The 21,729-nt window shown below is 58.9% G+C and carries 21 protein-coding genes; 10 read left to right on the top strand and 11 right to left on the bottom strand.

Annotated features, from left to right (window positions below; genetic code table 11):
- Positions 1-31 precede the first annotated feature (31 nt).
- Positions 32-703 carry a peptide-methionine (S)-S-oxide reductase MsrA gene (msrA, locus tag GOX88_RS17690; protein WP_170404798.1) on the top strand — a complete coding sequence of 224 codons (672 nt, stop codon included), beginning with the start codon at positions 32-34 and terminating at the stop codon, positions 701-703.
- On the opposite strand, the gene GOX88_RS17685 is transcribed toward msrA, so the two are convergent.
- Entirely contained in the window at positions 700-1,569 is an 870-nt protein-coding gene (locus GOX88_RS17685; protein ID WP_170404796.1) for a ribokinase, read from the bottom strand. The genes msrA and GOX88_RS17685 overlap by 4 nt on opposite strands.
- Positions 1,570-1,572: 3 nt before the next feature.
- Positions 1,573-3,828, bottom strand: a complete 2,256-nt coding sequence (locus GOX88_RS17680) for an NADP-dependent malic enzyme (protein WP_170404794.1) — start codon at positions 3,826-3,828, stop codon at positions 1,573-1,575.
- A 163-nt stretch (positions 3,829-3,991) separates the two neighbouring features.
- Between GOX88_RS17680 and mutS the strand changes: the two genes are divergently transcribed.
- Positions 3,992-6,607 (top strand): DNA mismatch repair protein MutS, encoded by a 2,616-nt coding sequence (gene mutS / locus GOX88_RS17675; protein ID WP_170405141.1) that lies wholly within the window; start codon positions 3,992-3,994, stop codon positions 6,605-6,607.
- Positions 6,608-6,638: 31 nt separating this feature from the next.
- Here mutS and GOX88_RS17670 read toward each other — a convergent pair whose 3' ends face one another.
- Positions 6,639-7,202, bottom strand: coding sequence for a nucleotide exchange factor GrpE (locus tag GOX88_RS17670; protein WP_170326131.1), 564 nt, complete (start codon positions 7,200-7,202; stop codon positions 6,639-6,641).
- A 10-nt stretch (positions 7,203-7,212) separates the two neighbouring features.
- On the bottom strand, positions 7,213-8,277 hold the full coding sequence (gene hrcA / locus GOX88_RS17665; RefSeq protein WP_170404792.1) for a heat-inducible transcriptional repressor HrcA: 1,065 nt from the start codon (positions 8,275-8,277) through the stop codon (positions 7,213-7,215).
- 112 nt (positions 8,278-8,389) lie between these two features.
- Between hrcA and rph the strand changes: the two genes are divergently transcribed.
- The 4 genes from rph to GOX88_RS17645 are packed head-to-tail and all read left to right on the top strand — an operon-like array spanning position 8,390 to position 11,215.
- Positions 8,390-9,103, top strand: coding sequence for a ribonuclease PH (gene rph / locus GOX88_RS17660; protein WP_170326129.1), 714 nt, complete (start codon positions 8,390-8,392; stop codon positions 9,101-9,103).
- A complete protein-coding gene (rdgB, locus tag GOX88_RS17655) occupies positions 9,100-9,714 on the top strand; it encodes an RdgB/HAM1 family non-canonical purine NTP pyrophosphatase (protein ID WP_170326128.1) in 615 nt (204 codons plus the stop codon). The genes rph and rdgB overlap by 4 nt, the downstream gene beginning before the upstream one ends.
- Positions 9,704-10,858, top strand: a complete 1,155-nt coding sequence (hemW, locus tag GOX88_RS17650) for a radical SAM family heme chaperone HemW (protein WP_170404790.1) — start codon at positions 9,704-9,706, stop codon at positions 10,856-10,858. Before rdgB ends, hemW begins: the two co-directional genes overlap by 11 nt.
- Before the next feature lie 3 nt (positions 10,859-10,861).
- Entirely contained in the window at positions 10,862-11,215 is a 354-nt protein-coding gene (locus tag GOX88_RS17645; protein ID WP_170404787.1) for a YbaN family protein, read from the top strand.
- Here GOX88_RS17645 and GOX88_RS17640 read toward each other — a convergent pair.
- The 7 genes from GOX88_RS17640 to GOX88_RS17610 form a co-directional block, all read right to left on the bottom strand.
- On the bottom strand, positions 11,205-12,098 hold the full coding sequence (locus GOX88_RS17640; protein WP_170404784.1) for a ParB/RepB/Spo0J family partition protein: 894 nt from the start codon (positions 12,096-12,098) through the stop codon (positions 11,205-11,207). The two genes, GOX88_RS17645 and GOX88_RS17640, sit on opposite strands and share 11 nt — an antisense overlap.
- Before the next feature lie 20 nt (positions 12,099-12,118).
- Positions 12,119-12,922, bottom strand: a complete 804-nt coding sequence (locus tag GOX88_RS17635; RefSeq protein ID WP_170404781.1) for a ParA family protein — start codon at positions 12,920-12,922, stop codon at positions 12,119-12,121.
- Positions 12,915-13,529, bottom strand: coding sequence for a 16S rRNA (guanine(527)-N(7))-methyltransferase RsmG (rsmG, locus tag GOX88_RS17630; protein ID WP_170404778.1), 615 nt, complete (start codon positions 13,527-13,529; stop codon positions 12,915-12,917). Before rsmG ends, GOX88_RS17635 begins: the two co-directional genes overlap by 8 nt.
- Positions 13,526-15,394: a tRNA uridine-5-carboxymethylaminomethyl(34) synthesis enzyme MnmG gene (mnmG, locus tag GOX88_RS17625; protein WP_170404775.1), complete on the bottom strand. Its 1,869-nt coding sequence runs from the start codon at positions 15,392-15,394 to the stop codon at positions 13,526-13,528. The genes rsmG and mnmG overlap by 4 nt, the downstream gene beginning before the upstream one ends.
- Positions 15,395-15,406: 12 nt before the next feature.
- The gene (gene mnmE, locus GOX88_RS17620) at positions 15,407-16,693 is read right to left on the bottom strand and encodes a tRNA uridine-5-carboxymethylaminomethyl(34) synthesis GTPase MnmE (RefSeq protein WP_170404772.1); all 1,287 of its coding nucleotides are present in this window, start codon (positions 16,691-16,693) and stop codon (positions 15,407-15,409) included.
- A 32-nt stretch (positions 16,694-16,725) separates the two neighbouring features.
- Positions 16,726-17,997 carry a transcription termination factor Rho gene (gene rho, locus GOX88_RS17615; RefSeq protein ID WP_170404769.1) on the bottom strand — a complete coding sequence of 424 codons (1,272 nt, stop codon included), beginning with the start codon at positions 17,995-17,997 and terminating at the stop codon, positions 16,726-16,728.
- 122 nt (positions 17,998-18,119) lie between these two features.
- A complete protein-coding gene (locus tag GOX88_RS17610; protein WP_170404766.1) occupies positions 18,120-18,569 on the bottom strand; it encodes a CopD family protein in 450 nt (149 codons plus the stop codon).
- A gap of 404 nt (positions 18,570-18,973) precedes the next feature.
- Between GOX88_RS17610 and GOX88_RS17605 the strand changes: the two genes are divergently transcribed.
- Genes GOX88_RS17605 through dnaQ form a run of 4 tightly spaced genes read left to right on the top strand, consistent with a single transcriptional unit; the run spans position 18,974 to position 21,708 of the window.
- Positions 18,974-19,573: a Maf family protein gene (locus GOX88_RS17605; protein WP_170404763.1), complete on the top strand. Its 600-nt coding sequence runs from the start codon at positions 18,974-18,976 to the stop codon at positions 19,571-19,573.
- Positions 19,570-20,403, top strand: a complete 834-nt coding sequence (locus tag GOX88_RS17600; RefSeq protein ID WP_170404760.1) for a shikimate dehydrogenase — start codon at positions 19,570-19,572, stop codon at positions 20,401-20,403. Before GOX88_RS17605 ends, GOX88_RS17600 begins: the two co-directional genes overlap by 4 nt.
- Positions 20,400-20,993 carry a dephospho-CoA kinase gene (gene coaE / locus GOX88_RS17595; RefSeq protein WP_170404757.1) on the top strand — a complete coding sequence of 198 codons (594 nt, stop codon included), beginning with the start codon at positions 20,400-20,402 and terminating at the stop codon, positions 20,991-20,993. Before GOX88_RS17600 ends, coaE begins: the two co-directional genes overlap by 4 nt.
- Positions 20,986-21,708, top strand: a complete 723-nt coding sequence (gene dnaQ / locus GOX88_RS17590) for a DNA polymerase III subunit epsilon (RefSeq protein WP_170404754.1) — start codon at positions 20,986-20,988, stop codon at positions 21,706-21,708. Before coaE ends, dnaQ begins: the two co-directional genes overlap by 8 nt.
- The last annotated feature ends 21 nt before the right edge of the window (positions 21,709-21,729 follow it).

Genomic DNA, 21,729 nt, shown 5'->3' with positions numbered 1-21,729 from the left:
AGGGCAGCCTGATCCCGAAAGGAGCCCTGCCATGACCCGCATCGCTTATCTCGACTTCGTCAAACCAACGCTGCTGATTGCGTTGATCGCACTGGCCGCCCTGCTGCGCGCCACGCCTGCACCGGCAGCGGGGACCGAGACCCTGACGGTGGCAGGAGGCTGTTTCTGGTGCGTCGAATCCGATTTCGAATCCGTTCCGGGCGTGATTGGTGCGGTCTCGGGCTTTACCGGCGGCAAAACCGCCAACCCGACCTATGATCAGGTCACCAAAGGCGGTACCGGCCATTACGAGGCCGTCCAGATCACCTTTGATCCGGCCCGCGTTTCCCGTGAAACGCTGCTGAACATGTTCTTCCGCTCAGTCGATCCTACCGATGCAGGCGGTCAGTTCTGCGACCGGGGCGATAGCTATCGCACGGCGATTTTCGTCTCTAACACAGGGGAAAAAGCGCTGGCACAACAGGCCAAGGCCGATGCGCAGCGCGCCTTGGGGCAAACGGTCGTTACGCCGATCCTGCAACAGGGCGCGTTCTACCCGGCCGAAGCCTATCATCAGGATTACTATAAGGGCACCAAGCTGGTCCTGACCCGCTTTGGCCCCAAGCGTCAGCACAGCGCCTACAAGGCCTATCGCAAAGCCTGCGGCCGCGATGCCCGGGTCAAGCAGCTCTGGGGCAGCGCGGCGCCGTTTGCCGGGTCTTAATCGAACCGCGCCTCGTGCACCTCTTTGAGGTCGGGGATCACATCCGCCGTTCCGTGCCGCGTGACCATCAGGGCCGCGGCACGATTTGCCTGAGCAATTGCCTGCGCCATCGGCATCCCGTGATCCATTCCCGCCAGAACATAACCGGTGAACGTATCCCCGGCGCCTGTGGTATCCACGGCCTGCACCTTATGGGCCGGAAAGTCCGAGGCCTCACCCCGGTGGTAGTAGCGCGCGCCTTTTGATCCAAGCGTGACAATCACATGTTCGATCTTCAGGTCGGTCACCGATTGGCCGGTGGCGTCGCGCAACTGCTCGGCCTCGACCTCATTCAGGATCAGGAAATCCAGATAGGGCAGCACGGCCTGCACCGCCGCGGCCTGAAAAGGGGCTGCGGCGTAACAGACGGTCAGGCCCAGCGCGCGGGCCATCTTTGCGGCCTCGACCTGCAGGGTGGTTTCGTTCTGCATCACCAGCAGATCGCCCTGCGATGCAGAGGAAAGCGCCTGCCCCAGTTGGTCCGGCGTGATTGCATGGTTCGAGCCCGGGAACAGGATGATGTTGTTTTCACCCTGCGCATCCACGGCGATGATGGCATGGCCGGTGGGCACATCGACCTCGGCGATATGGCGCGTGTCCACACCATATTCGGTCAGCCGATCCCGCGCCCAGCGCCCGTCTGGTCCTACGGCCCCGATATGCGCAACCTGCGCCCCGGCCCGCGCCGCAGCTACGGACATATTCGCCCCTTTGCCGCCCAGAAACCGATCCAGCCGATTGGCCGAAAGCGTCTCTCCTGGTCCGGGCAGGTGCGGCACGTCATAGATCATGTCCGCGTTGATCGAGCCGAGGTTCCAGATCGTCATGTGTTACCCGATATCGCAGGAGGCCAGGATGGCCATGTTCAGGATGTCATTCGCCGTCGAGACGGTCGAACAGATTTGGATCGGTTTGTCGACACCCGACAGGATCGGGCCAATGACAGTCGCGCCGCCCATTTCCTGCATCAGCTTGGTCGAAATCGATGCCGAGTGGCGGGCCGGTACGATCAGGATATTCGCCGGGCCGGTCAGGCGCTGGAACGGATAGCCTGCCTGCTGATCCACGTTCAGGGCCACGTCCACGGTCATTTCGCCTTCGTATTCGAAATCGACGCCGCGTTGGTCCAGAACTGCGGGCGCGCGGTGCATTTTCTCGGCCCGCTCAGACACCGGATAACCGAAGGTCGAGAAGCTGACGAAGGCCACGCGCGGTTCAAGCCCCATGTGCCGGGCCACGGCGGCCGAGCGTTCGGCAATATTGGCCAGATCGTTTTCGTCGGGCCATTCATGTACTAGCGTGTCGCCAATCAGCACGATCCGCCCCTTGTGCAACAGCGCGGTTACACCCGCGGCGCCATGGGCTGCGTCAGCATCAAAAACATGGTTGATCCGGTCCAGAACATGCGCCGATTTGCGCGTGGCTCCGGTCACCAGACCATCACCATGGCCATGCGCCAGCATCAGGGACGAGAACACATGGCGATCGCGGGCGGCCAGACGGTGAATGTCCTTGCGATCAAACCCCTTACGCTGCAGTCGCTCATAGAGAAAATTCGAATAAGCATCGAGATGCGAGGTGTTGGCGGCATTCACCACCTCCAGCTCACGCACGGCATCGCCCAGACCGGCCTCTTCCAGCTTTTGTTTCACGTCTTCTGGACGGCCCACAACCAACGCCTTGCCAAAGCCCGAGCGTTGATAAGTCACCGCCGCACGCAGCACGCGGGGATCGTCGCCTTCGGCAAAGATCATGCGGCTTTGCGCCTGGCGCGCCCGCGCGTTCAGGCCGCGCAGGATGCTGGCGGTCGGGTCCATGCGAGACTTGAGGCTCAGCTCATAGGCCTCCATGTCGATGATCGGACGGCGCGCAGCCCCGGTATCCATGCCGGCCTTGGCAACGGCAGGCGGAATGCGGTGGATCAGGCGCGGATCGAACGGCGTGGGGATGATGTAGTCGCGCCCGAAAGTCAGCGATTTGCCATAGGCCATCGCGACCTCATCCGGAACATCCTCACGCGCCAGATTGGCAAGCGCATGGGCACAGGCGATCTTCATCTCGTCATTGATGGCGCGGGCGTGAATGTCCAGCGCACCACGGAAAAGATAAGGGAAACCCAGAACGTTATTCACCTGGTTCGGATAGTCGCTGCGGCCAGTGGCGACGATCGCATCGACGCGAACCTCATGTGCCTCTTCCGGAGTGATCTCCGGGTCCGGGTTGGCCATGGCGAAAATCACCGGGTTGTCGGCCATGCTGGCGACCATATCCTGCGTCACCGCGCCCTTGACCGACACACCCAGGAACACGTCCGCACCCTTCATGGCGTCTTCCAGGGTGCGTAGTTCGGTGGAAATCGCATGCGCCGATTTCCACTGGTTCATGCCCTCGGTCCGACCCTGGTAAATCACACCCTTGGTGTCACAAACGATGCAGTTCTCATGCCGCGCGCCCATTGATTTGAGCAGCTCGATACAGGCAATCCCGGCAGCACCCGCACCATTCAGGACGATCTTCACATCTTCGATCTTCTTGCCCGAGATATGCAGCGCGTTCAGCAGACCCGCCGCACAGATCACCGCTGTGCCGTGCTGGTCATCGTGGAAGACGGGGATATCCATCTCTTCCTTCAGACGCTGTTCGATGATGAAACACTCGGGCGCCTTGATGTCTTCCAGATTGATGCCGCCGAAGGTCGGACCCATCAGCTTTACCGCACGGCAGAACTCATCAGGGTCTTCCGTGTCCAACTCGATATCGATCGAGTTCACATCCGCGAACCGTTTGAAAAGGACGGATTTCCCCTCCATCACCGGTTTCGATCCCAGCGCACCCAGATTGCCAAGGCCCAGAACTGCCGTCCCGTTCGAGATCACGGCCACCAGATTGCCCTTGTTGGTATAGTCGTAAGCAGTCTCGGGCGCTTCGGCGATGGCTTCACATGGAACAGCTACGCCGGGGCTGTAAGCCAGCGACAGATCGCGTTGCGTTGTCATGGGAACGGTGGCCTGCACCTCCCACTTGCCGGGGGTCGGGTCTAGGTGAAAGGCCAGCGCCTCTTCTTTGGTGATCTTCGTTTTGGGCATCGGAAATGTCGTTTCTTTACATCTGTTGGGCTTTTGCGTCATAGCGCAGGCTAAGGCGCGCCTCAACGACATTACGTTTTCACCTTTCGTCGCAGGGGACGGGTTTGTAAGGTCGCGCCCGGAATACGCCAGAAGGGGGCCGCACTTGTCCACAGTCACGCCGATGATGGCGCAGTATCTCGAGGTCAAAGAGGCCCACGCGGACGCCCTGCTGTTTTATCGCATGGGCGATTTCTACGAGATGTTTTTCCAGGACGCCGTGAACGCCGCCGAGGCGCTGGACATCGCCCTGACCAAGCGCGGCAAGCACAATGGCGAGGATATCCCAATGTGCGGCGTGCCGGTGCATTCCGCCGAGGGCTATCTGCTGACGCTGATCCGCAAGGGGTTTCGCGTGGCCGTTTGCGAACAGATGGAAAGCCCGGCTGAGGCGAAGAAAAGAGGCTCTAAATCAGTGGTTCGGCGCGATGTCGTGCGTCTGGTGACGCCGGGCACGCTGACCGAGGACGCCCTGTTGGAGGCGCGCCGCCACAACTTCCTGGCCGCTTATGCCGAGGTCCGCGACGAAGCCGCACTGGCCTGGGCCGATATCTCGACCGGCGCGTTTCACGTGATGCCTTTGACCTCGGTGCGCCTCAGCCCGGAACTGGCGCGACTGGCCCCGTCCGAGTTGATTTTGGCTGATGGGATACAGGACAAGCTGGGTGAACCGGTGCGCGATCTGGGAATTTCGCTGACGCCGATTGGGCGGGCCAGCTTCGACAGCACGGCGGCCGAGAAACGCATCTGCGGTTTGTTTCACGTGGGCGCGCTGGATGCGTTCGGGAGTTTTGGCCGTGCCGAAGTGTCGGCAATGGGTGCGCTGATCGACTATCTTGAGATCACGCAAAAAGGCAAACTGCCGCTGCTGCAAACGCCGCTGAAGGAATCCGAAGACCGCGTGGTGCAGATCGACGCCGCCACGCGCCGCAATCTGGAACTGACCCGGTCTTTGTCTGGCGGTCGCGCCGGATCGCTGTTGTCCGTGGTCGACCGCACTGTGACCCCGGGCGGCGCGCGGCTGTTGGAGCAACGCCTGTCCAGCCCTTCGCGCAATCTGGACGTGATCCATGCCAGGCTCGACGCGGTGAGTTTTACTGCCGAAGACAGCCTGACCGCCTCGGACCTGCGCGAGGCGCTGCGCAAAACGCCCGATCTGGACCGGGCTTTGTCCCGCCTTTCGCTGGACCGTGGCGGCCCCCGCGATCTGGCCGCAATCCGCAACGGGCTGACCCAAGCCGCAGCGATCGCCGGGATTTGCGAAGGTCAGGATCTGCCTGTCCTGCTGGCGACCGCCCTGCAAAACCTTGTTGGCTTTGACGATCTGCTAAACCTGCTGGACGAAGCCCTTGTCGCCGAACCACCCCTTCTGGCGCGCGACGGTGGTTTCATCGCCCCCGGTTTCGACTCCGAACTTGACGAAGCCCGCACCCTGCGGGACGAGGGTCGTTCAGTCATCGCCGGATTTCAGCAGAAATATGCGGAACATACCGGCATCACCTCGTTGAAGATCAAGCACAACAACGTGCTGGGCTATTTCATCGAAACAACGGCCACCCATGCCGAGAAGATGCTGAACCCGCCGTTTTCCGAGACCTATATCCACCGCCAGACCACAGCGAACCAAGTGCGGTTCACCACTGTGGAACTGTCCGAGATCGAAACCCGCATCCTGAACGCCGGAAATCTGGCGCTTGAGATCGAAAAGCGGCTCTATCAAAGGCTTTCTGACGAGATTCTGGCCCTCGCCGCCCGCCTGAACCAAGCTGCCCGGGGGCTGGCCGAACTGGACTTGACCACCGCCCTTTCCGATCTGGCGCGCGGTGAAAACTGGTGCCGCCCGCAGGTCGACACCTCGCGCACATTCGACGTTCAGGGTGGCCGCCACCCGGTCGTCGAACACGCGTTGCGCCAACAAGGCGGCGATGCCTTCATTGCCAACGACTGTGATCTGAGCGCCGATCAAGGCGCTGCCATCTGGCTTTTGACTGGCCCCAACATGGCGGGTAAATCGACCTTCCTGCGCCAGAACGCCTTGATCGCGCTACTGGCCCAGATGGGCAGCTACGTCCCTGCCGAACGGGCCCATGTCGGCGTCGTCAGCCAACTGTTCAGCCGTGTCGGAGCCTCGGACGATCTGGCGAGGGGCCGTTCGACCTTCATGGTCGAGATGGTGGAAACCGCAGCGATCCTGAACCAGGCCGATGACCGCGCGCTGGTCATTCTGGACGAAATCGGGCGGGGTACGGCCACCTATGACGGCCTGTCGATTGCCTGGGCCACGCTGGAACACCTGCACGCCGCCAACAAATGCCGCGCGCTGTTCGCCACCCACTACCACGAATTGACCGCTCTGGCCGGCAATCTGGAAGGCGTCGACAACGCCACCGTCGCCGTCAAGGAATGGGAAGGCGAGGTGATCTTCCTGCACGAGGTTCACAAAGGCGCCGCCGACCGGTCTTATGGGGTACAGGTCGCGCAGCTTGCCGGCCTGCCTGCATCGGTGGTCGAGCGCGCCCGCGTGGTTCTGGACCAGCTGGAGAAAACCGAACGCGAAGGTGGCAAGCAGAAGGCTCTGATCGACGACCTGCCTCTGTTCTCGGCCGCTCCGCCGCCGCCACCTCCAGCGCCCAAAGCCTCACCGGTGACGGATATGTTGGAAGACATCCTGCCGGATGAACTGACCCCGCGCGAGGCGCTGGACCTGATCTACAAACTGAAAGAGGCGGCCAGAACCTGACCGCCTCAATACTGTTCGGATTTGAACCTGCTTAGCTTGCAGGCGTTGACGACACGCCAACCTGCGCCGGGCGCAACAGGCGATCATGCAGCATGAAGCCTTCGGCCGAGACCTGGATGATATCACCGGCACGGGTGCCCGGAACGGGCGCTTCGAACATCGCTTCGTGAATATTCGGATCAAACCGGTCACCAACTTCGGGCGTGATTACCTGAATCCCGTGCTTCTGGAACACGTCCTTCAGCGCGCGCATGGTCAGTTCAACACCTTCCAGCAGACCGGCGGCAACTTCTTTCTGCTCATCGGTCGCCGCTTCAAGCGCGCGTTTCATGTTGTCGTAGACCGGCAGCATGTCGCGGGCCAGTTTCGACCCGCCATAGTTTTCGGCATCGCGACGCGCCTTGTCACCACGTTTGCGCGCATTCTCAGCATCCGCCAGCGCGCGCATGAACTTGTCCTTGTAGTCGTCCCGCTCGGCACGCAGCTCATCAAGCTCCAGCGCTTCGTCGCTGAATTCCGCGATTTCTTCGGCCAGCGCTTCCGCTTCGGCTGTTGCGATATCGTCCAGAAAATCTTCGTTCTTGGGCTCTGCCATCTCTTACCCTCTAGCTCCGGTCGGATATCAGCTTGCCGACCAGTTGCGCCGTATAATCCACGATCGGCACGATCCGTCCATAATTCAGACGCGTGGGCCCGATGACCCCGACCGCACCGATTATCTTTCGATCAGCGTTCATATATGGAGACACCACCAAAGAGGAACCCGAAAGTGAGAAAAGTTTGTTCTCGGAGCCGATAAAAATGCGCACACCCTCGCCTTCTTCGGTCAATTCGAGGAATTCGGCGATGTCACGCTTGCGTTCGAGATCGTCAAACAGGCTTCGGATTCGGTCCAGTTCCTCTTCCTGACCCGGTTCATTCAGCAGATTCGCCCGCCCGCGCACGATCAGACGGGCCGAGTCGCCACCGTCCCCGTCCCAGGCGGCCATACCGCTTTCGACCATCTCGCGCGCCAGCACGTCGATCTCCTGCTTGCGGGCATCGATCTGCGTCTGCATCTGACGGCGCACTTCGCTCAGCGTGCGCCCCTCGATCAATGCGTTCAGGAAATTCGCCGCCTCACGCATCGAACTGGGTGTCTGCCCCGGTGGTGGCGTGAACAAGCGGTTCTCAACATGTCCATCGGCAAACACCAGGACCACCAGAGCGCGGTCATGGGCCAGAGAAACAAACTCGATATGTTTGATCTCGGATTCATGCTTGGGCGTCAGAACCAGCGATGCCCCATGTGTCACGTGAGACAATGCCGCCCCCACACGGTCCAGCATCCCGCCCACATCGCCTGCGTTAGAGCCTAATGTCTCATCCAGCTTCTGCCGATCATCCGCGCCCAGATCGCCGACTTCTAACAACCCATCGACGAACATGCGCAACCCTTGCTGCGTCGGAATCCGCCCGGCGCTGACATGAGGACTGTCAAGCAGGCCCAGAAACTCCAGATCCTGCATTACGTTGCGCACAGTCGCTGCGCTGACCTTTTCCGACAGGGTGCGGGTCAGGGTGCGGCTGCCAACGGGCTCGCCGCTGTCCAGATAGCTTTCGACGATCAGCCGGAACACCTCACGCGACCGGTCATTCATCTCGTTCAGAATTTTGCTTGCTTCGCTCATCGGCGGCCCCCTGCTGGGTCGTCATTAAATCGCAGGCAAATGAAAGGTCAATCGGGGTTGCATCGTAACGCCACGGGGCGTTATCCCCAACCCAGCAAACAAAGGATTTCCCATGCGACCCTCAGGACGAGATTTAAGCGAAATGCGCGCCGTTTCAATCGAAACGGGGTTCACCAAACATGCCGAAGGTTCCTGCCTGATCAAAATGGGCGACACCCATGTGCTGTGCACCGCCACGATCGAGGATCGCGTGCCGCCCTTTATCAAGGGCTCGGGTCTGGGTTGGGTCACCGCCGAATATGGTATGCTGCCCCGTGCGACCAACACGCGGATGCGGCGTGAGGCCGCCAGCGGCAAGCAAGGCGGCCGCACCGTGGAAATCCAGCGCCTGATCGGCCGCGCCCTGCGTGCCGGTGTGGATCGGGTTGCACTGGGAGAGCGTCAGATCACCGTGGATTGTGACGTGATCCAGGCTGATGGCGGCACCCGCTGCGCGTCGATCACCGGCGGCTGGGTTGCGCTACGTCTGGCGGTGAACAAGCTGATGAAGGCGGGTGATGTGATCTCTGACCCCTTGGTAGACCCTGTTGCGGCTGTTTCTTGTGGTATCTATGCGGGTCAGCCGGTGCTGGATCTGGACTACCCCGAGGACAGCGAAGCCGGCGTGGACGGCAACTTCATCATGACCGGTTCCGGCAAACTGATCGAAGTGCAGATGAGCGCCGAAGGTTCGGTCTTTAGCCGCGCCCAGATGGATCAGCTGATGGATCTGGCTGAAAAAGGCGTGGCCGAACTGGCTGCTGCGCAAAAGGCCGCCACCGCATGACCCGCAAGTTCGACAGCGACAAGCTGCTGGTGGCCACGCATAACAAAGGCAAACTCGAGGAGATGGCGCATCTCCTCGAACCCTTTGGCGTGACGGTCATTGGCGCGGCAGAGATGAACCTGCCCGAACCGGAAGAGACCGAGGATACCTTCGTCGGCAACGCCCGGATCAAGGCCCATGCCGCGGCCAAGGCGACCGGCCTGCCTGCCCTGTCGGACGATTCCGGCATCACCATCGACGCGTTGGACGGCGCGCCCGGCGTTTACACCGCCGATTGGGCCGAAACCGGCAACGGCCGCGATTTCCTGATGGCGATGACCCGCGCCCATAACGAACTTGAGGCGAAGAACGCCGCCCATCCCCGCACCGCTCAGTTCCGCAGCACCCTGGTTCTGGCCTGGCCCGACGGCCATGACGAGGTCTTCGAAGGCATCGCCCCCGGCCATCTGGTCTGGCCGATCCGCGGTGAAGGCGGGTTTGGCTATGACCCGATGTTTGTCCCCGACGGCTACGACATTACCTTTGCCGAAATGGATCGCTGGGAAAAGAACAAGATCAGCCATCGCGGCCGCGCGGTGGAGATGTTCGTGAAAGGCTGCTTTGGCGGATGATTGGCGCAACGGGGGCTTTGGCCTGTATGTGCATTGGCCTTTTTGCGAGGCCAAATGCCCCTATTGCGATTTCAACAGCCATGTTTCGCGAAATATCGATCAAAAACAATGGCTTAACTCTTACTTAAGCGAATTGCGCCGTTCGGCCGCCGAGACACCCGACCGCGTCCTGAACACGATCTTCTTTGGCGGCGGCACCCCGTCCCTGATGGAGCCCGATACCGTCGCCGCCGTCATCGACGAGGCTCGCGCCCTTTGGCGACCTGCCAATGATATGGAAATCACGCTCGAGGCCAATCCCGGCTCGGTCGAGGCTGGCCGCTTTGCCGCCTATCGCGACGCTGGCGTGAACCGTGTCTCGATGGGTGTACAGGCCCTGAACGACGACGACCTGCGCCGTCTGGGTCGCATTCACACCGTGGCCGAGGCCCGCGCCGCCTTTGACATCGCCCGCAATTGTTTTGACCGGGTGAGCTTTGACCTGATCTACGCCCGTCAGCATCAAACCCTGGACGCCTGGCGCGCCGAGCTGACCGAGGCGCTGTCGATGGCTATCGACCACCTGTCGCTGTACCAGCTGACCATCGAGGACGGCACCGCATTCGGCGACCGCTATGCCATCGGAAAACTGCGCGGCCTGCCCGAGGATGACAGCGCCGCCGACATGTATCTGGCCACACAAGAGATCTGCGAGGCGCATGGTCTGCCCGCCTATGAGGTTTCAAACCACGCCTGTCCCGGCGCGGAATCACAGCACAACCTGATCTATTGGCGCTATGGCGATTATGTCGGTATCGGTCCCGGGGCGCATGGGCGCATCACGCTGAACGGTCGAAAGCTGGCAACAGAAACCTATCTGTCTCCAAACGCGTGGCTGAACGCGGTTGAAAACGGATCCGGAGAAAAAGAGCGCACTGCGCTTTCACCGCAAGATCAGGCAAATGAATACCTTATGATGGGTTTAAGGGTTGCCGAAGGGCTAGATATTGATAGGTTCAGCGCATTGTCGGACCAAGCTCTGCCGCAGAAAAAACTGTCTGATCTGGCCGAACTTGGCATGATCGAGCAGACAAACGGACGGCTGATCGCTACCAAAGACGGGCGCGCCGTATTGAACGCGGTGATCCGGGAATTGTTGGGATAGGTGATGCAGTATATCTGGGCCATTCTGGGATTGATCTGCGTCGGGCTTGCGATCGTGGGCATTGTTCTGCCCCTGTTGCCGACGGTGCCGTTTCTGCTTTTGGCGGCGTTCTTCTTCGCCCGATCTTCCTCGCGCCTGCATAATTGGCTGATCACACACCGCTCATTCGGACCGCTGATCGTGGATTGGCAAAGCTCTGGCGCCATTCGTCCGGGCGCAAAAAAGGCGGCCACCCTTTCGATCGCCGCCGTGTTTGGATTGTCAATTCTGCTGGCCCTGCCCTCACACGTCCTGATCATTCAGGCCGTGGTGCTGAGCGCGGTGATGATCTTTATCTGGACCCGTCCTAACGGCTGAGCTTGGCGCAAAGATCGTCCAGCTGATCCAGGTTTTCATAAGTCAGAACCACCTGTCCGGTTTCGGTTCCGGGTTTGTGATTGATCAAAACCTTCATCGCCAGAATCGCGGAAAGGTCCTTCTCAAGCGCCCGCGTGTCCGCATCCTTGCCCGCATTCAGGTTTCTGGAGCGCGGCGCAGCCTTGGCCGGATCACCGTTCTGCTTCTTCACCAGCGCTTCGGTGGCACGCACTGACAGCCCGTCCCGCACGACAATTTTCGCCAGTTCCGACGGATTTTCTGCGGTAATCAGCGCCCGCGCGTGACCTGCAGATAGTTTTCCTTCAATCACCAGCGTCTGCACGTCCAGCGGCAGAGATAACAAACGCAGCAGGTTTGCGATGTGACTGCGGCTTTTGCCCAGGGCTTCGGCAAGTTTCTCTTGCGTATGCCCAAACCGATCCATCAGTTGCTTGTAGCCCGCCGCCTCTTCAACCGCGTTCAGGTCTGCACGCTGAATGTTTTCGATAATTGCAACTTCCAGCACTTCGGTATCGTCAAAATCACGGACGATGACCGGAATATCATGCAGTTGTGCCATTTGGGCGGCGCGCCAGCGGCGCTCACCAGCGACGATTTCGTACTCACTTCCGTTAATTTCGCGCACGATCAACGGTTGAATGATGCCTTTTTCTTTGACCGAGGCCGCAAGCTCGTCCAACTGGTCCGGCGAAAACGTCCGACGCGGCTGGTTCGGGTTGGCACGCAGCTTTTCGATCGGGACTTTCATATCCGGCCGGCGGGGTTCTGACGGGGCCAGACCCTCGGCCTCCTGTGTCACATCTGCCATCAAGGCCGACAATCCACGGCCCAAACCTCGGGGTTTTGATTTCTTGACGGCCACTGCGCCCTCCTCACTGCCGCTCAGGCGGCGGCTTTCTTGTTCTTATGAATGACTTCGCGCGCCAGATGCCGATATGCCATCGCCCCCAACGACCCCGAGTCATACTGCAGAACCGGCAAAGCGTAAGACGGCGCCTCGCTGACCCGCACATTTCTGGGTATCTTGGTTTTAAATACCATCTCACCCAGATTGTCACGCGCGTCTTTTTCGACCTGGCGGGACAAGTTGTTGCGGTTATCATACATGGTCAACACAACACCTTCGATTCTGAGGTCCGGATTCGCGGTCTGGCGGACCTCTCGTATTGTCAGCATCAGTTGGGACAACCCTTCCAGCGCAAAAAACTCACTTTGCAACGGAACCAGAATCGAATGGGCCGCGACCATGGCGTTTACGGTCAGCAGATTCAGCGATGGCGGGCAATCTATGAGCACAAAATCAAGCTCGAACTTATCAATTGACGTCTGCCGCAACGCGTCATGCAAAAGATAGCTGCGCTTTTCGTTCGAAATCAATTCGATGTCAGCCGAGCTTAGATCGACGGTAGCGGGGATTACAAACAGTCCTTCGATTTCCGTCTCTTGTACCACCGCTTCAAGCGGCGCGTCGTCAAGGATCAGATCGTAAGTCGTCCAGTCTCGGTCTTCGACGCCGAGGCCGGTTGACGCGTTTCCTTGCGGATCGAGGTCAACAACCAGTACCCTGCACCCGGCTTCGGCCAGACCCGCGGCCAGATTGATCGCCGTCGTTGTTTTTCCCACCCCACCCTTTTGATTGGCAACCGCAATTATCCGGGGCCCTGAGGGACGAGACAGATCAACCACGCGATACTCCTTTGATCCTTAGGATAACAGCTTGGGGTTCAGTTAAACTTGTAATCGCCTCGCACTCGAAATTCCATTCCTCGCGTGCGGCTTCCAGCTCTTTTTTCCAGCTAGCACCTTTCGGCAACAAAGCAGTACCGGTTTTTCCTAAATGTCTGTCACAAAATGACAATAATGCCTCGAGATCCGCAAGCGCCCGCACAGAAAGGACGTCTGCTTGCAGCGGCTCAACGGTTTCGATTCGCTTTGAAATGACAGTACAGTTGGCACCGCATTCCCGTGCCACGCTGCGCAGGAACGCCGATTTGCGCTGATCGCTTTCCACGAAGGTGAATTTGGCTTCTGGCGCTTCTTCTACGGCCATGATCGCGCAGACCATACCGGGGAACCCGCCCCCGCTGCCCAAATCCACCCAGGTTTTGAACGCATCTGCACAGCGGTAAACCTGTACGGAATCCAGAATATGCCGCGTCCAGATATCCTTTAAACTGTTGCGGGATACCAGATTGATCTTGGGATTCCAGCGTTGCACCAGTTCAACATAGGTCTCGAGCCGCTCGAATGTTTCACGTGAAACACTCAAACCATCAAAGATCTCGTGGCTCATGCCTTTCGTACCTTTTGCTCGCGCCTCAATTTGGCCAACAGCAATGTAAGTGCGGCTGGTGTCACCCCTTCGACGCGCCCGGCCTGAGCGATGTTCACCGGTCGGGCTTGAGAAAGCTTCTGCTTCATCTCGGATGACAGACCTTCCAGAGAAGAATAGTCAAAGTCCCGCGGAATTTCATAGGTTTCATCGCGTTTCATCGCTTCGACATCTTTTTGCTGACGCGCGATATAGTTTGCATAAAGCGCGTCACGCTCAACCTGAAGCCGGATATCTGTTTCGACCTCCTCCAACTCAGGGACAAGAGGAACCAGATCATCAAACGAGACGTCTGGGAACGCCAATAGCGCCATACCATCCCGGCGATTGCCGTCCTGATTGACGTTAATTCCAACAGCACGCACCTCTTTCGGCGTATATGTTCGATCCGTCAACATGGATTTCGCAGAGGTGAGTTTATCCATCTTCTCGCCAAACCGGGTTTGGCGTTCTTCTCCCACACACCCAAGGTCTATACCCAAAGGTGTCAGCCGTTGATCGGCATTGTCTGCTCGTAACGACAGTCGAAATTCCGCCCGAGAAGTGAACATCCGGTACGGTTCCGCCACACCACGTGTGGTCAGATCGTCAATCATCACACCGATATAGCTGTCGGCCCGGGTGAAATGAACGGAATCTCGCCCAAGCACAGCCAGAGCGGCATTCAGTCCCGCGACAAGACCTTGGGCCGCGGCCTCCTCATATCCTGTGGTGCCGTTTATTTGGCCCGCAAGATATAGACCGGGCGCTTCAGGCAAGGACAATGACGATGTCAGAACACGTGGATCGACATAATCGTATTCAATGGCATAACCAGGTTGCAGGATTTCGGCATTCTCAAGCCCTTTGATTGAGCGAACATAATCTTGCTGCACATCTTGAGGCAAAGACGTTGAAATACCGTTTGGATAGATCGTATGATCATCAACCCCTTCGGGTTCAAGGAAAATTTGATGCGAGTCCTTTTCCTCAAATCGCACAATCTTATCCTCGATCGAAGGACAATACCTGGGCCCCACCCCATCGATATGCCCGCCATACATAGCGGATCGGGACAGGTTCTTTTTGATGATCTCATGGGTGCGCGCGTTTGTATGCGTGATTCCGCAGGAAATCTGCGGTGCAACAACGGACGTGGAGAGAAAGGAAAATAGCGTGGGGTCGTCGTCTCCGTCCTGACGTTCAAGATCGGACCAGTCGATTGTCCGACCGTCCAGACGTGGCGGTGTCCCAGTTTTTAATCGCCCCATCGGCAGATCAAGACTGTCCAATCGTTCTGCCAACTTAACTGAGGGTCGATCCCCCATCCGCCCCCCTGGCCGGGAAACATCGCCGATATGGATAATGCCGCGCAAGAACGTGCCTGAAGTCAAGATAACGGCGCCGGCGTGGATTTCGGAATCGTCTGCCAGCCTGATCCCAACCACCTTGTGCCCGTCCATCAAAAAGTCGACGACCTCTCCGACCACGATCGACAGACGATCCTGCGCCTGGGTCTCCTTTTGCATGGCAGCCCGGTACAAAGCGCGGTCAGCCTGGGTTCTTGGGCCTTGTACTGCCGGACCTTTACGGCGATTCAGCAAGCGAAACTGAATACCGGCCTGATCCGCGACCCGGCCCATAACGCCATCCAGCGCATCGATTTCACGGACCAAATGGCCTTTACCCAATCCACCGATGGCGGGGTTGCAGGACATTACACCGATATCGGATGCGGACAGAGTGACCAATGCCGTCTCAGCTCCCATCCGCGCGGCTGCATGAGCAGCTTCGGTACCGGCATGACCAGCGCCTACAACAACGACATCGAACTTCGAATGTTTCACGTGAAACACTCCCTACTTACCCAGGCAGAAACTGGAGAATATCTCGTCCAGAAGGTCTTCGACCCCGATCCTGCCAACCAATGTTTCCAAGGCACGGATCGCCGTGCGCAGTTCTTCGGCAGCGATATCATACAAGTCCGGGCCTGATTCCAGAACCGCCATCGCCGCAGCCAATGCTGACCGGGCATCAATCAGCGCGACGCGGTGCCGTTCACGGGTTGCGATACCATGACTGGTAGATCGTTCGCCTAGGACACACGATATGTGGGATATCAACTGATCGATTCCCTGCCCCGTCTTTCCGGAAATCCCGCCGTTTCCAACTTCACGGAGATCAGATTTCGGCAACATCTGAATATCGCCGTCCAGCATTTGAACGCCAAGCTCTGATGGGTCTTCAGTCAAAAACACCCTTAGGTCGGCCGCATCGGCGCGTTTGCGAGCCAGCTCGATCCCAAGGTTTTCGACGTGATCTTCAGTTTCGCGCAGCCCGGCAGTATCCAACAGCGTCACCGGCAACCCGCCAAGATCCATCCGAACCTCGATCACATCGCGGGTTGTGCCTGCGTATTCTGAGGTGATTGCCGCCTCGCGCCCGGCCAATGCGTTCAGCAAGGTCGACTTGCCCACATTTGGCAGACCAACAATCGCGACCTCGAACCCGGTCCGGATGCGTTCAGCAATCTTCACGCCTTCCGCTTCGCGCTGCAGGTCTTGCATGACGCCGGTCACCAATGTCTGCACTTCTGGTGTGACGTCCGTTGGTACTTCTTCGTCGGCAAAATCAATGACAGCTTCCAACAGTGATGCTGCCCGAATCAGATCACGGCGCCAGCGTTCCGCCAATCCGCCCAGTTCCCCGGCCAGAATGGTCTGCGCCTGTTTCCGCTGCGCCTCGGTTTCGGCATCAATCAGATCGGCAAGCCCTTCGACCTGTGTCAGGTCCATCTTGCCATTTTCCAGCGCGCGGCGCGTGAACTCTCCGGGTTCTGCCAACCGCAACCCGTCCGAATCCGACAGGCACCGCATCACGGCGTTGACCGAGGCGGTGCTGCCGTGAATTTGCAGCTCGGCCACATCTTCGCCAGTAAAACTGGCCGGCCCCTGGAAGGTCAGGACCAACCCATCGTCCAATCGCGCGCCATCGGCCGCATGCAAGGACCGAACCCGCATACCGCGGGGCGGCAACGGGCTGCCGGTCAGGTCCGCTGCAGCGGAATGCGCCAAAGGGCCAGAGAGGCGGATGACCGCCACCCCTGCTTTGCCCTGTGCGCTGGCCAAGGCGAATATCGTATCCATTCGAAGGCCTCGCGTGGTTATTAAGACCTGTGTCAGGTGTTCATCGAGTCGAAGAACTCACCGTTCGTCTTGGTCTGCTTCAGCTTGGACAGCAGGAACTCGATCGCGTCGGTGGTGCCCATCGGGTTGAGGATACGGCGCAGAACGAAGGTCTTGGCCAGATCTCCCTTGTCGACCAGCAGGTCCTCTTTCCGGGTACCGGACTTGAGGATGTCGATCGCCGGGAACACGCGCTTGTCCGCAATCTTGCGATCCAGAACGATTTCCGAGTTACCGGTGCCTTTGAATTCTTCAAAGATAACTTCGTCCATCCGGCTGCCGGTATCAATCAGGGCGGTGGCGATGATGGTCAGCGAGCCGCCTTCTTCGATGTTCCGCGCGGCACCAAAGAAGCGCTTGGGCCGTTGCAGGGCGTTTGCGTCCACACCACCGGTCAGAACTTTACCCGAGGACGGTACCACGGTGTTAAACGCCCTACCAAGTCTTGTGATAGAATCGAGAAGAATAACAACATCTCGTTTATGCTCGACCAAACGCTTGGCTTTTTCAATGACCATCTCAGACACAGCCACGTGGCGCGTCGCCGGTTCGTCGAAGGTCGAAGACACGACCTCCCCCTTCACAGACCGCTGCATGTCGGTCACCTCTTCCGGGCGTTCGTCGATCAGCAGGACGATCAGATAGCACTCCGGGTGGTTCTGTTCGATCGAATGCGCGATGTTCTGCAGGATCACCGTTTTACCGGTCCGCGGCGGCGCCACGATCAGCGAACGCTGACCTTTACCGATGGGTGCCACCAGATCAATCACACGGGCTGACTTGTCCTTGATGGTGGGATCTTCGATTTCCATCTTCAGACGCTCATCCGGGTACAGCGGCGTCAGGTTGTCGAACAGGATCTTGTGTTTCGCCTTCTCAGGGTTCTCGAAGTTGATCATCGTGACCTTGGTCAGCGCGAAATACCGTTCGTTATCGTCCGGCGCCTTGATCTCACCTTCGACCGTATCTCCGGTGCGCAGCGAATGCTGGCGGATCATGTCGGGTGAGACATAGATGTCATCCGGACCCGGCAGATAGTTCGCCTCGGGCGAGCGCAGAAAGCCGAATCCGTCTTGCAGAACCTCAAGCACGCCATCGCCGCCGACAGTCCAGCCCTCATCCGCGCGTTCGCGCAGGATCTGGAACATCATCTCGCCTTTGCGCATGGTCGAGGCGTTTTCGATCTCCAGCTCTTCGGCCATCGCCAGAAGGTCTTTGGGGCTTTTGGCCTTCAGGTCGGCCAGATTCAGGGCTTCAGTTGTCATGATATATACCTTCACCGCTGACAGCGCGGCACGAAGTGGAAATTCAGTACGGAAGATACGCCGCCCGGACGGGCGTGTTGATCCCTACATAAGCGCGGCAGCCATCGGAGTCAAACAGGCCCTCAGAACTTCAGAATGACCGCCAGAACGATGGCAACCATCAGAATGGTCGGAACCTCGTTCATCATGCGATACTGCCGCCCAGTGAGCTTGTTTCGGCCCTCTACGAAGTCCTTGCGCCGCGCCATCAGCCAATGATGGAACCAGGTCATTCCAATCACTGCCGCACCTTTGACCCAGGGCCAGGACCAGTCCCAGCCGACAATGCCCGGCGTGAAGACCATGATCAGTCCGCAGATCCACGCCACGTACATTGCAGGGCGCATGATCACGCGCAGCAGCTTGTCTTCCATTTCAAAGAAAATGGTTTCCGCCCCATCGACAGCCTGTGCCTTTTCTACGTGATAGACGAACAGTCTAGGCAGATAGAACAGGCCTGCCATCCACGAGATCACGGCCATGATGTGTAAAGACTTCACCCACGGGTAAATCGTGAAAAGAAGATCGGTCATTCTGGCTCCGGGCGTTGCTCGGAACTCTCCCTAATAAAAAAATAAGAAAAGAAAAAGGAAGATGGTTTTGTAGGGTGAACAAAATCCGTGGATTACTTTTTTACACATGTGTTTTCCCCAGGTGGAAAGTTCTCCGGTTCAGGGGAGTGATTCTGTGAGTGACAAAAATAACTTATTATTTTCAAATATTTAACGATCACTTTCCGGGGTATGTCTGGGGATAAATCACGGGGTATCTGTGGAGTTCCCGCTTATCCCACCTATCCGACTTATCCTTGTCCCGGATGGACAGGGTTCGAGCGACTCAGGGAAGTTTTGCGCGAAATTCCCGGGGTTGCGTGTCAATCTGAAAACCATACAAACCGTCCCAGAACGCTCAACGAATTGCACACAGGGTTTTCCACATGTCTGTCCCCTTCATCCTGGCCTCAGGCTCATCCATCCGCGCGCAGTTGCTGGAAAACGCAGGCGTGCCATTTTCCGTTCAGGTCGCGCGTGTGGACGAGGATGCCATGAAACACGCGCTGCTGGCCGAAGGTGCCGCGCCCCGCGATATCGCCGACGCGCTGGCCGAGATGAAGGCCCGCAAGGTCAGTGACAAAACCCCAGGGGCGATGGTTCTGGGCTGTGATCAGGTGCTGGATTTCGACGGGCAGTTGCTGTCCAAACCCGAAACGCCCGAGGACGCTCTGGCGCAGCTTAAGATGATGCGGGGCAAGCGGCATATGCTGTTGTCAGCGGCGGTAGTCTATCGGGATGGTGAACCGATCTGGCGCCATGTCGGTCAGGTGCGCCTGCGGATGCGGATGAGCTCGGACGCTTACCTGCGCGACTACATTGACCGCAACTGGGACAGCATTCGCCACGCGGTGGGCGCCTATAAGCTGGAAGAAGAAGGCGTTCGTCTATTCGCCACCATTGACGGCGACTATTTTAATGTCTTGGGTATGCCCCTGTTGGAGCTGCTCAATTTTCTGGCCGTCAAAGGGGTGATCGATCAATGACGCATAACCGTATTCCGTTGGCCGGAGTGATCGGGCACCCGATTGCGCATTCCAAATCGCCGCAACTGCATGGTCACTGGCTCAAGAAATACGGGCTGGATGGGCATTACGTCCCGATGGACGTAGCCCCCGAAGATTTTGAGACCGTTTTGCGGTCCCTGCCCAAGGCCGGGTTCGTCGGCACCAATGTGACGGTTCCCCATAAAGAGGCCGCGCTGCGCGTTGCCGATCACGTATCCGAGCGCGCCTCGGTCATCGGTGCGGCGAATACGCTGGTGTTTCACGAAGACGGCACGATCTATGCGGACAATACCGACGGCTACGGTTTCCTGGAGAACCTGCGCAGCGGCGCGCCGGACTGGACGCCGTCGGATGGCCCGGCCGTGGTATTTGGCGCAGGCGGCGCGGCGCGGGCGGTGATACAGAGCCTGCTGGACGCGGGCGTGCCTCAGATCTTGCTGACCAACCGTACCCGCGCCCGCGCAGACCAGTTGCAAGAGGAATTCGGCGACCGCGTTACCGTCGTCGATTGGCTGCAAGCGGGAAATGTCATTGAAAACGCGGAGCTGGTGGTCAACACGACCTCTCTGGGAATGTTGGGGCAGCCCGAGTTGCGGGTGCCGCTGGATGGGCTGCAACCCGGTGCCGTTGTGACCGATCTGGTCTACGCACCGCTGAAAACCCATCTGCTGCAAGTGGCAGAAGAGGCCGGCTGTACCACCGTGGACGGGTTGGGTATGTTGCTGCATCAGGCGGTCCCCGGGTTTGAACGCTGGTTCGGCACTCGTCCCGAGGTGACAGATGATTTGCGTGCGGCGGTTCTGGGATGAGTTTCGCGCTTGGCCTGACGGGCTCGATCGGAATGGGCAAAAGCACCACGGCGCAGATGTTCGTCGCCGAAGGCTGCGCGCTCTGGGATGCGGATGCGGCCGTACATAGACTCTATTCAAGGGGCGGAGCCGCGGTTGAGCCCATGCGGGCCGTCTTTCCCGATGCGATTGTCGAGGATGCAGTCAGCCGAGAGGCGCTGAAACAGATCATCGCGCAGGACTCGTCTGCGTTGAAACAGATCGAGGCCATCGTGCATCCGCTGGTCGCTGCGGATCGGGCTGCCTTTCGGGAACAGACACAGGCGGATATTCTGGTGTTCGACATCCCGTTGCTGTTTGAAACCGGCGGTGATGCAGCGATGAATGCGGTTGTATGTGTCTCAATCCCGGCCGATGAACAAAAGCGCCGCGTGATGGAGCGCGGCACCATGACCGAGGCGCAGTTCGAGCAGATCCGCGCCAAGCAGATGCCGAATGACGAGAAATGCGCGCGGTCGGATTTTGTGATCGTGACGGATACGCTGGACCATGCCCGCGCGCAGGTGCAGGATGTGGTCAGGCAGATACGGGCGGGGCTGGCAGATGCGTGAGATTGTACTCGATACCGAAACCACGGGGTTTGACCCCGAAAGCGGCGACCGGATCGTTGAAATCGGTGCGGTTGAGCTGTGGAACCATGTGGCCACCGGTGAGACCTATCATGTCTATATCAACCCCGAACGCTCCATGCCCGAAGAGGCGTTCGGCGTACACGGGATCGGTCCCGACCTGCTGGAAAACCCGCGCCCGCCGGAAAAGGGCGAGGTCACGCTGAAAGACAAGCCGGTCTTTGCCAGGGTGGGTCAGGGTTTTCTTGATTTCATCCAGGATTCCAAGCTGGTGATCCACAACGCGTCCTTCGATATGAAATTTCTGAACGCGGAACTCAGATGGTTGGGACTGCCGCTGATCCCGATGGATCAGGCGCTGGATACGCTTGCGATTGCGCGCAAACGGTTTCCGGGCTCGCCCGCCTCGCTGGATGCGCTGTGTCGGCGGTTCAATATCGACAACTCGAACCGGACACTGCACGGCGCGTTGCTCGACTCGGAGATTCTGGCCGAAGTTTATCTGGAACTGATCGGGGGGCGACAGCCGGATTTCGGACTGTCCACCTCTGCGGCCTCGGGTGCCGGAGGGCAGGATGATTGGCGCCCGACGGCACGCCCGACCCCATTGGCATCGAAGATCACCGACGCAGAACGCGCGGCGCATGAGGAATTTGTCGGGAAACTGGGCGAAAACGCCCTGTGGACCCGCGCCTGAGGCTAAACCCGGCGCGGGTCA

The sequence above is a fragment of the Ruegeria arenilitoris genome, from assembly GCF_013030985.1.
GTDB classification, from domain to species: domain Bacteria; phylum Pseudomonadota; class Alphaproteobacteria; order Rhodobacterales; family Rhodobacteraceae; genus Ruegeria; species Ruegeria arenilitoris_B.
The sequence above is the reverse complement of the archived record's forward strand: the minus strand, read 5'-3'. Positions and strand labels throughout refer to the sequence as shown.